Below are 16,001 nucleotides of genomic sequence, written 5' to 3'. Positions count from 1 at the left end.
TTTTATAAAGGGGTGTTTAGTAGAGATGAACAAATTATTAAAATCTATTTTTGTATGCGCTTTCTTAGCTGTCATTTTAATTGCTTGTAGTAAAGACTCTGAAGACAATCAAGATGCAGCTGAAGAAACAAATGCCAATGACAATGACACAACCCAGACAGAAACCTCAGATGATGATTTAAAAGATGAATTAAATATCGCTTATTCCGCACAACCAGCCACAATTGACCCACATATCACAACAGCAGTTGCTACATCCGATATTATGCGTGGTGTATATGAAACATTACTTGCTACTGATGAAAATTACGAAGTGAAACCAATGCTTGCTGAATCTTATGAAGTCAGTGATGACGGGAAAGAAATCACTTTTAAAATAAGACAAGGCGTTAAATTCCATAACGGAAAAGAAATGACTGTAGACGATGTAGTTGCTTCTATGGAACGTTGGAGAACTTTATCTAGCCGCGCTACCCCATTCGCTGATGCAAAGTTTGAAGCTACTGATGATCAAACCGTTGTATTTACGTTACCAGAACCAATTTCAACTACTCTACCTGTCTTAACTGGAATGCTAGGATCATTTGCAGCCATTATGCCAGCAGAAGTAATTGAAGCAGGTGATGACTCTGGTGTTACTGAATTTATCGGTACTGGACCATTTCAGTTTGACGAATGGCGTCAGGATTCTTATGTAAAGCTTTCAAAGTTTGATGATTATCAAGCTGTAGAGGAAGAAGCTAGTGGACTTGCTGGTAAAAAAGAAGCACTTGTTGAGGAAGTGTATTTCCATTTTGTAACAGATGCTTCTACACGAGTAGCGGGAGTACTATCTGGTGAATATGACATCGTTCATGCAACGCCATATGACCAAGCAGAAACAATTGAAAATAGTGATGTTGCAGTAAACCATAGTGTTCCCGGTTCTACTTATATCTTCCTCTTTAATAAAGAAAAAGAAATATTCAAAGATGTGCGTGTGCGCAAAGCAATTCGCCAAGGATTAGATGTTGCTTCTATCATGCACGGTACTTTCGGTAATGAAGAATATTACACCCTTAACCACAATTTAGTGATGCCTTACTTAACAAATCTTTACAATACAGATGTTGGTAAAGCTGAATTAGAAGAGTATGATTTAGAAGCTGCTAAACAAGAGCTAGAAGAACTTGGGGTTGCTGGAGAAGAAATCAGCCTTGTCACAACACGTGATTATGATGATCAATACAATGCTTCTGTTGTTGCACAACAACAATTAGAGCAAATGGGACTTAAAGTTAATCTAGAAGTGTATGATTGGCCAACCCTACTTGATTTAACAGAAGACCCAGAAGGCTTCGACTTGAATATTATGGGTTGGGGACCACAGCCTGAGCCAACTTCATATGGATTCTTACGTCCAGGCTATGATTCTGGTTGGATTGAAGGAAATGAATTCTTTGAACTAATTGATGAATTTAGAAGACAGCCTTCTTTAGAAGAAACAGCTGAGGCTTATGAAGCGATTGTACAATGGTTAACAGATGAAGTTCCATTTATTAAACTTGGAGATTCCAACCGAATTGCTACTGTTTCTAATAAAGTAAATAATTTCCAGTTCCAAGACGGATTTATTACTTGGAATATCTCTGTATCTAAATAACCATGAAATGAGGATATTGTAATGGAAAAACAGCATGTAAAGCAAGACGATTTTTACAAATTTCGATTACCTAGTAATCCAGTCATTTCACCTAACAGAAAAAATGTTTTATATGAAGTAACTACAATTAACGAAAATAAATATGAAACACATCTTTGGCTTGCTGATCTAGATCAGCAAGCCAAGGAACAAATATCTGTTAACGAGAGTACAGAAAATTATGGTGCTGTGTGGTCACCCGATGGGACAAAGATTGCTTTTTTAACCAAACAAGAAGCTGTGGGAACACAAATTTGTATCTATGATTTAAAGCAACGTCAATTTGAAATTATTTCACATTTTAAATATGCTGCTCATACTCTTGCCTTTTCAACGGACGGAAGCAAGCTATACGCTCTCCTGCCTATCTTAAACACAATTGAAGAAGCTGACGGTAAAGTAGATCGAATTGTGAAGCTTGCTTATGAAAGCTTGTATTATAAATTTGATGGTACTGGATTTCATGATGGAACGAAACAACAAATCATTTCCATTAACATTAAGAATCACACCTATCAACAATTAACCAATACTAGTTTAAATATTGAGGCATACACCGTCTCTCCTACTTCCGAAAAATTAGCTTTTATTGCTGTAGATACTGAAAATAATAACCGTTTAGCTCATGGTGTATTATATGAATTATCTTTAGCTAATAAAGAAGTAACTAAGCTTTATGACGAAGAAGTTGTCTCAAAAATTAGCTATGCACCTGATGGACGATCTTTAGCCTTTATTGCTGGTAGCTTACACAATCGCCTTTATAAGATGGACTTTACTCATTCTCATATAGTTTGCTTAGATGCAGATTATCCCGATATTTTAGCAGATACAATTTATTCTGATACACTCTATCGCCGCCCACCATGGCAAATAGTTTGGTCAAATGATAGCAAACATATCTACGCATTAAGCGGACATCATGGCACAACAGAAATCATACGTTTTTCTGCAAATCAGCAGGATAAAACAGCAGTCGTTATCGGTGGCGCAAGAACAATTTCAGGTTTTTCCTATGATGGTACAGATACATTTGTCCTCATTTATTCTAATCCAGAAACCCCAGGAAAACTAAGTAAAGTATCACTTGATGAAACTGCAATATTGTATCGAAATGCTCGTCATGTAACAGATGACTTCCCTGCAATAGAAACATGCTTTCCAGATACAGAGATTTGTATTGATAACCCAAATCAAGCTTATCTTGAACAAGTAAAATTAGCATCATTTGAAGCCTTTACATATGCTGCATCTGATGGCTGGAAAATGCATGGATTTCTACTAAAACCAGCTAATTTTGAAGCAGGCAAAAAGTATCCTGTTGTTCTTGATATTCACGGTGGCCCTCACTCCACTCATGGCTTTACCTACTTTCACCAAATGCAGTTATTTGCTGCACAAGGTTACGCGGTTATTTATGTAAATCCGCGTGGTAGTTCTGGCTATGGAGAAGCTTTTACAAAGGCTGTACTCAATGATTATGGCGGAAAAGATAAGGTAGATATTCTAACTGGATTAGAGGCTGCAATAAACCAATATAATTTCTTAGATGAATCACGAATGGCAATTAGTGGATTAAGCTATGGTGGATACATGACAAATTGGATTATTACACAAACAGATCAATTTAATGTGGCTATCGCTGAAGGTAGTGTTAGTAATTTGGTTTCTAATTATGGAACGGGAGACGTTGATCCAGGTCTAACTGATGAAGATATGCCCGATAAAAATAGCTTTGAAGCACTATGGGAGATTTCTCCACTTGCTTATGTACATAAGGTCAATACGCCACTCTTACTTATTCACGCAGAGGATGACCAACGTGTACCAATTGAACAAGGCGAACAATTTTATTCTCATATTAAACGCCAAGGAAAAACAGCCCGATTTGTCCGAATACCAGAGAGTAGTCATTTAATGTTAAAGATTGCAGACCCTGACCGCAGATCTGCTCGTCTAGAAGAAATGATAAACTGGTTAGCCATTTATTTATAATACAAAAGAGGTTTACCTTATCGATTAATCAATTTGTCGTTTAATAAAAAACCAATAAGACATGCTTTTTAAAGCAATGTTCTTATTGGTTTAACTTATCTTTATGATTATCCATTATTTGGAATAACCGCAAACACTTCTGCAGGAAATCCTGGTGCATCCTTAATATGTGGGGCTCCGGTAAAAATAAGACTTCCAACAGCTGGAACTTTATCCAAATTAGCTAACAGTTCATTTTGGTATTTGTTCTCATTTAACCAATATTTTTGAGCAACCAAAAAACCAGCTTCTTCAGCTTCAATACCACTATCCGTGTTTAATGTTTCATGTCCAATAGCTGTGACATTGCGAATCCTACTGAGATATTCTAAAGCTGGTATAGACCAACCAGGCGTATGTTCAATATCATTTTCATCCTTATTAAAAAATGCTTCTTTATCATCAAATTTTTTATACCATCCACTTGAAAAAGCAACAAAACTACCTTCTAGAATCTCCCCATACTCCATTTCAAACGCTTTAATATCCTCGACCGTTACAGCATAACCAGGGTTTTCTCTCACCTTATCTTCTAAATGAAGAACGTATAAAGGAAGAACACGCTCTTTTTGAGAAATATCTAATAAATCTCTTTTTCCATTTATGAAGTGATTAGGTGCATCAATATGTGTGCCATGAGCGTTACCTATCCTATACTCTAGAGAAAAAGCACCCGTATCATCAATGGTTGAAATAGAAGAAGATGACAGTGGATTAAACGTTGGATAAACTGGAATATCAGCGGTTACCTCATGTGTCAAATTAACCCATTTATACTCTTTTAATTTGGAAAGTAGTTCATATAATGGATACATTTCTTTCACTCCTTGAAAATTTATTAATTACAACCTTACCAATTTTAAAAGCATATTTCATGGATTTAGCCTTTTTTTGTTACCAATATTGTAAAAATTAATGCTAGCAATCTGGCAATTAGAACAGGAAAAATACTGATGGAAAGGCAATAACAAGAACATTGGGTACAATGTTGATATTATGATAAAATTTAAAGCAATTTCTTAAAAAGAATAAAAGACCAAATTTCCTAGTCTATGATAAGGAAACTCAGTCTTTTAATTAAATAACTCCATTTTCTTTAATGACCAGCTTTCCATTTGTAGCATCTAAATATGCTTCTACACCTAATGGAATTGTTGCAAGACTAGCTGTATGACCTAGAGGTAACCCATAGATAGCAGGCTTACCAAATGGTTGAATTAACTCTGCAAATAACTCCTCCAAGCTAAGACAACCATATATTCCTGTGCCTGCATGAAAAACTGGGTCACAATGTGCACATTCTCCTATCACAAAACCTACTGCGTCATCTAGTTTTCCTGCGTTCTTCAAGTGTTGGATATAGGTATCCATCATCCATGGCTCCAGATTCCAGTCTTCAAAAAATAAAATTTTTCCCTTTGTGTCTATTTCGTACGGTGTGCCTAAAGATGCGCAAAGTAAAGCTAAATTTCCTCCAACAATTTCTGCCTGAACCTGTCCAGGGTAAATAATATCCACCCAGTTTTTATCATCTTCTACTTTAATTGCTCCTATAGGGGCATTATTGGAGATTGCTTTTAATAGATATTCCTTGGAATAGCTTGAAAAATCTTGAGGATTCCACTTCATTACTCCAGGTCCATGAAATGTTACTAATCCTGTTTTTTTCTGTAATGCCAGATGTAAAGAAGTAATATCACTAAAACCAACAAGTAGTTTAGGATTCTGTTTAATCATATTATAATCTAATAGATCTAATATTCGTCCAGATCCATATCCACCATTTGTAACCATAATCGCATCGATTGTTTTATCCTTAAACATCGCATTTAGATCATCTGCTCGCTCTTGATCTGTTCCTGCCATATAACCATGCTTGCGATAGACATGTTCACCTAGCTTGACTTGAAAATCCCAGCTTTTTAGCTCTTTAACAGCTTGATGTAAATGACCTCTTGATCGAATTGGGCTTGCTGGTGCAACTACGCCAATCGTATCTCCTTTGTTTAATCTTTTTGGCTTTAGCTTCATTTAATCCACTTCTTTTTCATTTATAAATAAAGCAGCGTGATGTATTCTCCTAACGTTCAAAACTTGACTAGAGATTACTTCACACTGCTTTTTTCATTTATGTTTCACGAAAATACAAAAATGGCGAAAATTAATGCTCATCCACAGATAGCACTGTCTAGCTTTGAGCGCCAAAAACTATGAGCCTTCGCGTCACGTTCTTAGCTTGTAAGGACGCTCTCCGCTTTTCATTTATGATAATCTTTTAATTCTTTCATCTAGATCAGGGTGTGTGGAAAATAAAGACAGGAAGCTTTTCTTTCCATTGATTTTCATCGTTGCTATAGCGGCATCTTGATCACCAGTTGATGCGCGATTAGTATATGCCTTTAGGCTTACTAATGCATGACGCATTTTCTCTTTCCCAGCGAAATCTGCTCCACCTTTGTCAGCATGGAATTCGCGATGACGTGAATATCCATAAACAACAATACTTCCTAAAATTGAGAAGATAATTTGGAAAATGATTACCGCAATAATATGTACAATCGCTTCTAACTCTTCTCTAGCAAAACGTGATACAATAAATGCAGCGATACGGGATAAGAACACAACAAATGTATTTACAACACCCTGAAGTAATGTCATTGTCACCATATCTCCATTTGCGATATGTGCAACCTCATGTGCGATAACTCCCTCAACCGCATCATCATCCATTTCATTCAATAAACCAGCAGAAACAGCAACTAAAGAACGTTTTTTCGATGGTCCGGTTGCAAAAGCATTAACTTCTGCCGAGTGATAAATACCTACTTCTGGCATATGTGTTAAACCTGCAGCACGTGATAGACGATGCACTTTTTCGACTACAGAAGCTTCTATTGCCCCACCTGGATTATCCGGATTAATCACTTGAACACGCATCGCACGCTTTGCTATCCAACGCGACATCGCAAGTGAAATAAACGAACCTGCGAAACCAATAACTGCACTGAACACAAGCAATGCGCCAAAATTAATATTCCCCTCTGCAGTAATATACTTTCCAATACCAGTAGCTGTGATAATAATACTGATTGTTAGTAATACCAAAACATTAGTTAGTAAATAGTAAAATATTCTTCTTCCCATTTTTTCACCCTATCTTTATAAAATATAGTTCATTTCCCTCAAAAAATTCTATTTATAGTTTACATGAATTATTACATGAATTCTACTATTATCATGGAGCTAGGAACATTGATACTAATGTAAAACTAATTATTCCTAATACTGAAATATAAAAAAGCATTGATACACATTTTATGGTAGGATAAGATTAGCTTTTAGAAAATGAGGTGTTACATATGTTGTTAATTATAGCGTTTGTTTTTTTATTAGGATCTATTGCATTTTTCATCATCTCATTGATTTGTAAAATTAAAGATAATGGCCTAGCTGTAAAAAATGTTATTCGTGGTGTATTATTTTTAATACTATTCACCATCACGATGTCATTCGATGAAGCAAATGTAAATAAGAATAAACCAGATAAAGAAGACAATCAAATAGAACAGGAAAAGTAGAAATAAATAACCCCTCTATAAAGAATTTGTCTTTAAAGAGGGGTTACATTCTATTTAACCTACATTCTCGCTCTCTTGCGCTTCGGGTATCTCAAAACAAATAATAATAAAAAGACACAGAAGGCAAAACAAACAATGGCAACAAGATTTAATGTTTCAATGTTTAGATACCTATTAAAAGTAAGGCCAAGCAAGCTTGCAGATAATATTGATCCTAAATAACGGCTTGTTAATAATAATCCTGAAGCTGAGCCAGTATCTTCCTCATCCACATTTTCATATAAAGCAATCTGTGTAGCAATATTGTTAAATCCTGCACTCATCCCCAAAACAGCCATAATAATCATTAGCCATAAAAGAGAAGAAGCCTCATTGAAGGTAAGTAATAACCCTGTCCCAAAGGTTAATAAGGATACCCCAATAATCAAGGCAATCTTGGATCCATACTTATCTAAAATTCTTCCCGCAAAAGGTGCAATAATAACAGAGAAGCCAGCTAATGTTAGCATGATTAAGCCTGTTCGTTCAGGGCTTAACATCTTCACCTGCTGTAAATAAGTTGGGAATCCAAAAAAGTAACAATAGTAGACTAGATTAATAATAATAAACTGTAAATACACAAATAATACATTCGTATTTTTCTGAATTGATTTTACGTTAATAAACGGTTCCTTGACCCATGTTTCATAATAATAAAAACCAATTGCTGTGATGATAAATACAACTAAACCAAGCCAATTGATACTACTATCGAGAGATAACAAGAATAAAATTAATCCAATAATAGAAACGATAAATAAAACAATTCCCATAAAGTCAATTCGTTTCTTCCCAACACTTTGCACTTGTTTATTCGGTAAAATGACAATAGCCAAAACAAAAGATAAAATAATAAATGGTAAGTTAATCAAGAATATCGATGGCCAATCCCATGAACCAATTAAGAACCCACCTACGGATGGACCAAATGCTGCGGAAGTAGATGCGAAAATCGATAATGTCGCTAGAGCTCTTCCCTGCCCTTCCGTAATATGTGAACGAACTAGACTCATTCCACTTGGAAACAGTGTAGAACTACCAATTGCTTGTAATGCACGACATGCTAATAACGTCCAATAATTAGGCGCAAACGGAGCAATAATGGAAGATGCTGCGACTAAAACTAACCCAATTAAAAACATCCGCTTTGCTCCAAACATATCACTCAATTTCCCCATCACCGGTTGACCAGCAGCGCTAGCAATATAAAATATGGAAATAACCCATGAAGCATCAGCAAACGATAACTCAAACTCACTTTGAATCCGTGTTAAAGCTACTGAAATCATAGATGAATTCAATGGATTAAGGAGTGTACCTAATCCAATGGTTAGTACAAATAACCAACGTTTCTGGATCTTTCCATCATTCAATTCAATCACCAAACTTTTCGAATTATATTAATAACTGACTCTATTTCTTTCGGAAATCAAAATATTTTCCTAATTTAAATATTGTATGACTTAATTTTCATTTATTCAAGGATTTAATAGGAATTAATACGGAGAAGTGGAATAGAAGTCTCTGTTTATGATAAAAGACGGATTTTTATTCTATAATTCTAGCTTCAAAAGGATAATGATAATTTCTCCTTTTAAAAAACTTGGTATACTAAATATAAAATGCAATCAGAGGTGGTGTGTCATGAGTTTCTGGAACAAACTGGGTAAAATTGCAGGAGTGATTATAGAAACCGCGTCTGGAATAATAGAAACCCGTGGTTGCAAAGGGCAAAGAACAGCAAGCGAGGGCAATTAAAAACCAAGCAAGGCCTCTTAATGAATATGAAAGAAAACTACGGAATGCCGAAAGAAATAATAATATGAGTCAAGAGCAAAGAGAAAAAAATAGAACAAGCTCGTAAAAAATTGGAAGAACGTAAGGCAAATATAGGCATTAATGTAAGTCATCGTGATGAAGTTTTATTTGGAGGTGTAACTGTTAATGCTTGGAATTCTAAATGGCAAAGTATAGGTAATTTGAAAACTGCCAATTTGACACCTTATAATAAATATATAGGATTGTATCGACATAAAGTAGGTGGAAAAATAATGTATGTAGGGCGTGGCAATAGAATTAAACAATGGTGGATTAGAAAAGATTACAGACGAGAAAGTGATAGTGTTAGAAAACATAAATCGGGTAAATTAATATATGAAAATTTAGATAGAATTACAACAGATATCTTAATTATAGGCGATTCATTTGAAGCGGTAAAGATAACAAGATTGCTAGAGAGACAGTTTATAGAAAAGTTTAATCCACCATGGAATAAACAGAAAGTACATAAAAGCATTACTTGAATTTAGATTTATAGAAATATGCACAGAGCCGCTAAGCTTTTCTGTGCATATTTAAGATAGTATTTTTACTTTCTGTTAATATAGGAAAAATCATTTCGGTATTAACTATTCAGATCGCTTTCAAACGTCAAGAAGAAAAGTATATTTTATTTATTACAGAAATTCCTAGAGATCGATGAAAACCATAGCTTTAGATAGATATTCACTTGTCAGCGCTAAACATTACTACTATTTAACTTCTTCACCATCAGAAAATTTAATATACGAAACATAATGATGACCTTTTCGCTCCTCTTCTGGTGGTAGCTTCATGTAATTTCCATAGTGTTCTTCCAAAAAATCATGATATTTTATAGGCGCATAAAATTTTAAATCTTCAAATTCAAGTTTTATGCTTTCCTGACACCATTCCTTCTTAAAAATAATGGTAGAAACATTATGACTTGCAATTAATGAAGTTTTCTTTTTATTAAATGTAATTGCAAAATACTCGTAAATAAAAATAAGGAGTCTTCTCGGTATGTAATTCAATAGCTTAAACACTAACCTATGTATCATATTTTTACCATGCTTTACTCCTACAGGTGCCCACAAAGCTTTTTTACATATCTTACACATATTTATTGTAATAAATTGTTTGAGCTTGTTTTCAGATAAATCATCTAAAGGAAATATATCAAGAAATATTCCGCTGTGATATTTCAAATGTTCTTGACCAACTCTTTTATATACTGTGTTATTCAATCTTAATCTATCAAAGACCCAATTATAATATTGATCTGTCTCTTGACTTTGAAAGAAATATGTATTTTGATCTAATTCTTTCTTTACCACTTCTTTAAATTTATTATAATCTTTTCTGTGCATTGCTACATCAATATCATCGTCCCATGGGATAAAACCATGATGCCTTGTTGCCCCCAATAATGTGCCTGCAAATAAAAAGTAAGGAATATTATATTTTATACATATCCGGTCAAATTCAACTAAAAGGCTAAGCATTTCAGTTTGTAATTTCTTTAATTGTTCAGTATTTAAATATAGGCTTTTCATAACTTCTTACCTTTTCTTTTTATAATATATACTAATTTCATTAGTATTTACACCTAGTTGAGTACCGTTCGCCCTTCCATTTCTTTTATAATACAATCATAGATTTTCTTTCCAGAAGTCCCATCCGAATTTATAATTGACTTTCTAAAATTATCATATCTCTTCTTCCCTTGTGGATCTCTTCCTTCCTTCAGCAATCCTAAAAATTCATGAAGTTCTAATTCCTTTTCAAAATAACATGACAAGTAATCACTATATAAAAGTGTTTTTTCTACTTGCTTTGGATCTGTGTATAAGATGTATACAGGCTTTCCTGTCATAATATATAAATATATCAACGAGCTAGAATCTGAGACTAATGCATCAGAGAAATAAAAAGCCGATAACATATCTTCATTATTATCAATTATAGCGTTTGGATGAGCGGATACGAGCTTTTTAATCGCTTTATATTCCAATGCTTTATCCGTTTTCATGGATTTAATAGTAGTTTCAAATAATGGATGCGGTCTCCATATAAGCCCAAGCTCATCATTGCTTAATATGTTTTCAATATTTTGTCTTAAATCACTTAAATAATTATTTTCTTTTAAAAAGTCCCCAATACTACTATTTAATAAGGTTACCTTTTTATCATTTAGTTTTTGCCAATTAGAAGGAATATGGGCTTTCTTTTCCAGATTATAAATAGAGTCTAATTTAGGAGAACCTAACACTTCCATTTTATTAGGATTAGCCCCAAGCTCTATATATACATTTTTTAATACTTCAGACTGTAGTATAACTTTATCCGCATTAATTAGCCCAGGAGCCCGTGCAAAACTTCTTTCCTTTTCTATTCCCTTATAATTTCCAGCTACAAAGTAAGGCACATATACCATCATATTTGTATAATGTTTTAATTTATCTGAGTAAAATTCTGGTGAAACAGATGTTACTCGATTATTTCCGTCATACGGGTTATGATAATAAATCACATCAGGCTGAATCACCGTATAGTCATATTCCTTATAAGAAACAACAGGAATATCATGCTTCATAAAACTATCAACTTCATAATGAAAATCAGCTAATAAACCATTCTCATCACGGTCATAATATGGAATCGGCATGACACGGCTATTACATCTTGGATCTGCTTCAGCAGCAAGCCAAATACTTTCTAGAGAATCCCACATGGAAAATTTATAAGGGATAAATAACACCTCTAGCTTCACTTCAGCTTCATCAAGTAAATCCGTCTGTAATTGATCAATAAAATATTTTATTTGCTTAACTTCCTTATATGCTGTTTGTTGATTTTCCTTTTTCTCTCTCACCATAGATAATTGTACTTCGATTGCTCTAACTATTTCTTCATACTTAGAGAATGTAGCTACCGTAAAAGCACTTTGAAAAGTGTTGTGAATGGAATCTAGCCCTGCTTGCATATCCTCCATCACAAATAAACATTCCTCTAATGCTTTATGATTAATATAATCTATCGCTTCTTTCAATGTCGATAATAACTCCAACACTTTATCCCGTACAAAATAACGCATCTTATCCCACCCTTATAACGTCTCTTTAATTGCCTTTATTTCTTCTTTTATAGGTTTGCTTAATTTATACTTTTTCTTATCTAATAACTCAATTACTGCAAGAAGCTTTAAAACTTGAGCTTGTTTGTATGTTTTAAGAAAGAATTGTTCTTCTGTCTTATTCCAAATTCCTTTTGTCGACTTATTGTGAAATATATTCATCAATAGATCATCAATGGAGTCATCTAATCCAATCTCTAATAATAAATTTTGTCCACGAATATAATCAGCAGCTAGGGAAAAAATAATAAAATCAGAAATTGAAAAAATATCTGTTAGTAAGATGGAAATAATTTCTTCATCTTTCTTTTGTTCTATCAGATAGATCACTTCATCAAGATTGCCGTCTAAAAAATAATTCTTAATTAGTAAAGCCTCTTTTTCAAAGGTTGTTAACACCTCTTCTTCTAAAAGGGAGCGTGTTAATTTTTGAACAGCTAATAATGGGACAGATAATAAAATTTTCAACATCCTTAGTTCATTCATGCCATGACTTGGAACTACTCTATTATTGATAAATGTAGCAAGCTCCTCCAATGTCGAATGTTTACCTAATAGATATAACAACCGACTCCAAAGCTCATTATTAGATTCATTTAAAGAAATAGCCTGAGAATAAGATTCTACTGCTTTATGTAATTGGTTCTCTTTTTCATAAATAAAACCTAAGTGTGTCAACGGCAATAGCTCTAAAAATTCATTACTATGGTCTGCCACTAAATGACTTTTATTTTTTAAAATATATTCAAAAACAGCTTTAGCCCGTTTTCGTTCTTTTTGAGTGTAATAGATCAACCCTTTATAATATTTGTAATCTGCATAATTAGGATACATTTCTTCGCAATCACTAATCACTTCTAATGCTTCTTTATACCTTTTCTCACGATACAAAGCATCGATCAAATAAATAAATAATTTTTTCAGCCAATCAACCAATACATTATTTCTTTTTATAAATGCTTTTTGATAATTGATGATCGCTTTTTCTGTATCGCCAAGCGAATTATATTCATTACCGATATAGAAATAATCAATTGCTTTTTTATCTTTTTGTTTTAATAAAATGGATAAATTTCGATCCGATTTTTGTTTTTCTTTCACCGTGTCCTTCATATATCCTGTATGGTACAATGTTAAATTAATGAGCCCAATTTCGCTTTTTGTTTCATCCTGATGTCTTAATTCTTCATGAATAGACCGATAATATTCGATTAATCCATTATTTTTATAAAAACGTATATGTCGGTTTAATGCCGTTTGCGAAGCATTATTTCCAATAAAACTTACAATTTCAATACCATTTATTTCGTGTTGTGGTGGTTTTATTGCTAGTTTTTCCTTAAATTTTTCAAAACTCTCTCTATCTACATACTCATCTGCATCAAGTGCTAATATCCAATCGCCTGTTGCTTTAGAAGCAGCATAGTTTCTTGCTTTCGCAAAATCATTTACCCATATAAAATCATAGACTTGTTCCGTATACTTACTTGCAATTTCCTTTGTATCATCCTCAGAACCTGTATCTACAATAATAATTTCATCTGCAATTCCTTGAATGGATTGCAAGCACCGCTCTATCACACGTTCTTCATTTTTAACAATCATACAGACTGAAAGTAAAGTATTCATATATATCGCTCCTAAACTTATTAGCGTTTCTAATTAAAAAGCTATACCGCAAGTGCATAACTTTATCATTTTAGTATAAGGATGTGACCCACAAATGTAGTCCTACAAACTATTACTAAGAAAGCGTTCACTACATATTTCACTATCTTTCTTATCGGTACCATCGTAGAAATGTTTAAGCTTTCAGAAGAAAAGTTGGGGTAAAAAAAGAACCCTAGCTGAATGAGCTAGAGTCCTTTTTAAGTTGATTAACGTAATAATTGAAGTACACTTTGTGGCACTTGGTTAGCTTGTGCAAGCATTGCTTGTGCTGCTTGAGTTAGGATGTTGTTCTTCGTGAACTCCATCATTTCTTGTGCCATATCTACGTCACGAATACGAGCTTCTGCAGCTTGTAAGTTCTCAGATGAAGTACCTAAGTTCTTAATTGTGTGCTCTAAACGATTTTGAATCGCACCAAGCTTCGCACGCTGTGTAGATACCTGATTGATTGCTATATCAAGTGTAGAAATTGCTGCGTTTGCTGCAGATTGTTCTAGAATACCACCTGTAGAACCTGTTGCATCAGCAGATAAGCCTGAAATTCCAAGTGAAGATACATTCATTGCATCAATGCTTACAGTAATGCTTTGATCTGTATTTGCACCAATGTGGAATTTCTTTTCAGTGAAGCTTCCGTTAATTAATTTTTGTTTGTTAAACTCTGTTCTTGTAGAAATCTCATCAATTTCTGCAAGTAATGCGTTAAACTCTTCTTGCATTGCTTGACGGTCAACATCTGTTTGGTTTGTATCGTTTGAAGATTGAACCGCTAATTCACGCATACGCTGTAAGATTTCATGTGTTTCTTGTAGAGCACCTTCAGCTGTTTGAATTAAAGAAATACCGTCTTGAGCGTTCTTTTGTGCCATGTCTAATCCGCGGATTTGTCCTCGCATTTTCTCAGAAATAGCTAATCCTGCTGCATCGTCACCAGCGCGGTTAATTTTTAAACCTGAAGAAAGTTTTTCTAAAGATTGTGCAACCGCGTTGTTATTAACTCCTAGTTGACGATGTGTGTTCATTGCTGAAATATTATGATTGATAATCATAAGACATACCTCCATGTATGTAAAATATTTTTAGGTCACATCCTTGTGTCCCTATTACATATATCGGAGGTATTTTTATTTATTAAAGGTTTTTTTTATCTTTTTTTGTCATTTTTTTCTTCTTTTCGTCAAAATTATTTCAATGTTAGCCAAGCACGATTACTTCGCCAATCCACCTCTACAGGCTTACCAAAAAATGTTGTCATTTTCTCTGGTGTTAATATGTTTTCACGCTCTCCCTGTTCAAATACTTTCCCCTCCTGTAAAAGTAAAGTATGTGTGAAAGTCGGCATGATTTCTTCAATATGATGAGTTACAAAAATGATGCTTGGTGCATCCTCCTGCTTAGCGAAACCTTCAATACTAACTAAAAGATCTTCTCGTGAAATAAAATCTAACCCGTTTGTCGGTTCATCCAAAATCAATAATTTTGGCTCTGCCATCAACCCACGGGCAATTAATATTTTCTGTTTCTCTCCTGTGGAACAAGTATCATATGTACGATCAATTAATTTTGCGCAACCAAGCTGTTTTAAAATTGCCTTCGCTTTTTCATAATCCTCTTCTGTTGGATCATCAAATAATCCTGTTGATGCAAATTTTCCACTAACAACAATTCTTTGTGTTTTCAAATTACCGTTAATACGTTCCTGTAAAGAAGAGCTTACCCAGCCAATCGCTTTACGCATTTCACGAATATCCGTTTTACCAAAGCGTTGCTGCAGGACGGAAACTGTTCCTTTCGTTGGCCAAATATAACCATTCACCATATTTAATAAAGTTGTTTTACCAGATCCATTTAGTCCGAGTATTGCCCAATGTTGCCCCTTCTCCACTTGCCAAGTGATATCGGTCAAAATAGGTTTCTGATTACGCACCCAGCTTACTTTATTAATATCAATTACGTTTTTCATTATGCTAGTCCCCTTTTGTATTACTTACTACGAATTTTCCTTCATCTTATATGACAAAATCTATCCGAAAAGTAAATACTTACGCTCAAAAGTCCCGTT

The 16,001-nt window shown here is 34.1% G+C and carries 13 protein-coding genes; 4 read left to right on the top strand and 9 right to left on the bottom strand.

Annotated features, from left to right (window positions below; genetic code table 11):
• Positions 1-25: 25 nt before the first annotated feature.
• Entirely contained in the window at positions 26-1,642 is a 1,617-nt protein-coding gene (locus AB4Y30_RS04985; RefSeq protein ID WP_368654388.1) for an ABC transporter substrate-binding protein, read from the top strand.
• A gap of 21 nt (positions 1,643-1,663) precedes the next feature.
• Entirely contained in the window at positions 1,664-3,676 is a 2,013-nt protein-coding gene (locus AB4Y30_RS04980; RefSeq protein WP_368654387.1) for a prolyl oligopeptidase family serine peptidase, read from the top strand.
• Between the two features lie 107 nt (positions 3,677-3,783).
• Here AB4Y30_RS04980 and AB4Y30_RS04975 read toward each other — a convergent pair whose 3' ends face one another.
• The 3 genes from AB4Y30_RS04975 to htpX all read right to left on the bottom strand — a co-directional run bounded on the left by AB4Y30_RS04975 (position 3,784) and on the right by htpX (position 6,859).
• Positions 3,784-4,530 carry a cyclase family protein gene (locus tag AB4Y30_RS04975; protein ID WP_368654386.1) on the bottom strand — a complete coding sequence of 249 codons (747 nt, stop codon included), beginning with the start codon at positions 4,528-4,530 and terminating at the stop codon, positions 3,784-3,786.
• 262 nt (positions 4,531-4,792) lie between these two features.
• On the bottom strand, positions 4,793-5,746 hold the full coding sequence (locus AB4Y30_RS04970; protein WP_368654385.1) for an LD-carboxypeptidase: 954 nt from the start codon (positions 5,744-5,746) through the stop codon (positions 4,793-4,795).
• 231 nt (positions 5,747-5,977) lie between these two features.
• Complete coding sequence (htpX, locus tag AB4Y30_RS04965) at positions 5,978-6,859, bottom strand: protease HtpX (protein ID WP_368654384.1); 882 nt, start codon at positions 6,857-6,859, stop codon at positions 5,978-5,980.
• A gap of 215 nt (positions 6,860-7,074) precedes the next feature.
• On the opposite strand from htpX, the gene AB4Y30_RS04960 reads away from it, so the two are divergent.
• Positions 7,075-7,293, top strand: a complete 219-nt coding sequence (locus tag AB4Y30_RS04960) for a hypothetical protein (RefSeq protein ID WP_368654383.1) — start codon at positions 7,075-7,077, stop codon at positions 7,291-7,293.
• Positions 7,294-7,352: 59 nt separating this feature from the next.
• On the opposite strand, the gene AB4Y30_RS04955 is transcribed toward AB4Y30_RS04960, so the two are convergent.
• Positions 7,353-8,705 carry an MFS transporter gene (locus tag AB4Y30_RS04955; protein WP_368654382.1) on the bottom strand — a complete coding sequence of 451 codons (1,353 nt, stop codon included), beginning with the start codon at positions 8,703-8,705 and terminating at the stop codon, positions 7,353-7,355.
• A gap of 495 nt (positions 8,706-9,200) precedes the next feature.
• Here AB4Y30_RS04955 and AB4Y30_RS04950 point away from each other — a divergent pair, with 495 nt between their 5' ends.
• Complete coding sequence (locus AB4Y30_RS04950) at positions 9,201-9,635, top strand: hypothetical protein (RefSeq protein WP_368654381.1); 435 nt, start codon at positions 9,201-9,203, stop codon at positions 9,633-9,635.
• A gap of 228 nt (positions 9,636-9,863) precedes the next feature.
• On the opposite strand, the gene AB4Y30_RS04945 is transcribed toward AB4Y30_RS04950, so the two are convergent.
• The 5 genes from AB4Y30_RS04945 to AB4Y30_RS04925 form a co-directional block, all read right to left on the bottom strand.
• Positions 9,864-10,688: a phosphorylcholine transferase LicD gene (locus AB4Y30_RS04945; protein WP_368654380.1), complete on the bottom strand. Its 825-nt coding sequence runs from the start codon at positions 10,686-10,688 to the stop codon at positions 9,864-9,866.
• Positions 10,689-10,741: 53 nt separating this feature from the next.
• Positions 10,742-12,229, bottom strand: coding sequence for a CDP-glycerol glycerophosphotransferase family protein (locus AB4Y30_RS04940; protein WP_368654379.1), 1,488 nt, complete (start codon positions 12,227-12,229; stop codon positions 10,742-10,744).
• Positions 12,230-12,241: 12 nt separating this feature from the next.
• Positions 12,242-13,897 (bottom strand): glycosyltransferase, encoded by a 1,656-nt coding sequence (locus AB4Y30_RS04935; RefSeq protein ID WP_368654378.1) that lies wholly within the window; start codon positions 13,895-13,897, stop codon positions 12,242-12,244.
• A gap of 248 nt (positions 13,898-14,145) precedes the next feature.
• The gene (gene hag / locus AB4Y30_RS04930; protein WP_368654377.1) at positions 14,146-14,988 is read right to left on the bottom strand and encodes a flagellin Hag; all 843 of its coding nucleotides are present in this window, start codon (positions 14,986-14,988) and stop codon (positions 14,146-14,148) included.
• A gap of 134 nt (positions 14,989-15,122) precedes the next feature.
• A complete protein-coding gene (locus AB4Y30_RS04925) occupies positions 15,123-15,902 on the bottom strand; it encodes an ABC transporter ATP-binding protein (RefSeq protein ID WP_368654376.1) in 780 nt (259 codons plus the stop codon).
• Positions 15,903-16,001: the final 99 nt, after the last annotated feature.

Origin of the sequence: Ornithinibacillus sp. 4-3, from assembly GCF_040958695.1 — a bacterium.
GTDB lineage: Bacteria > Bacillota > Bacilli > Bacillales > Amphibacillaceae > CALAMD01.
This window is presented reverse-complemented; position numbering and strand designations above follow the sequence as displayed.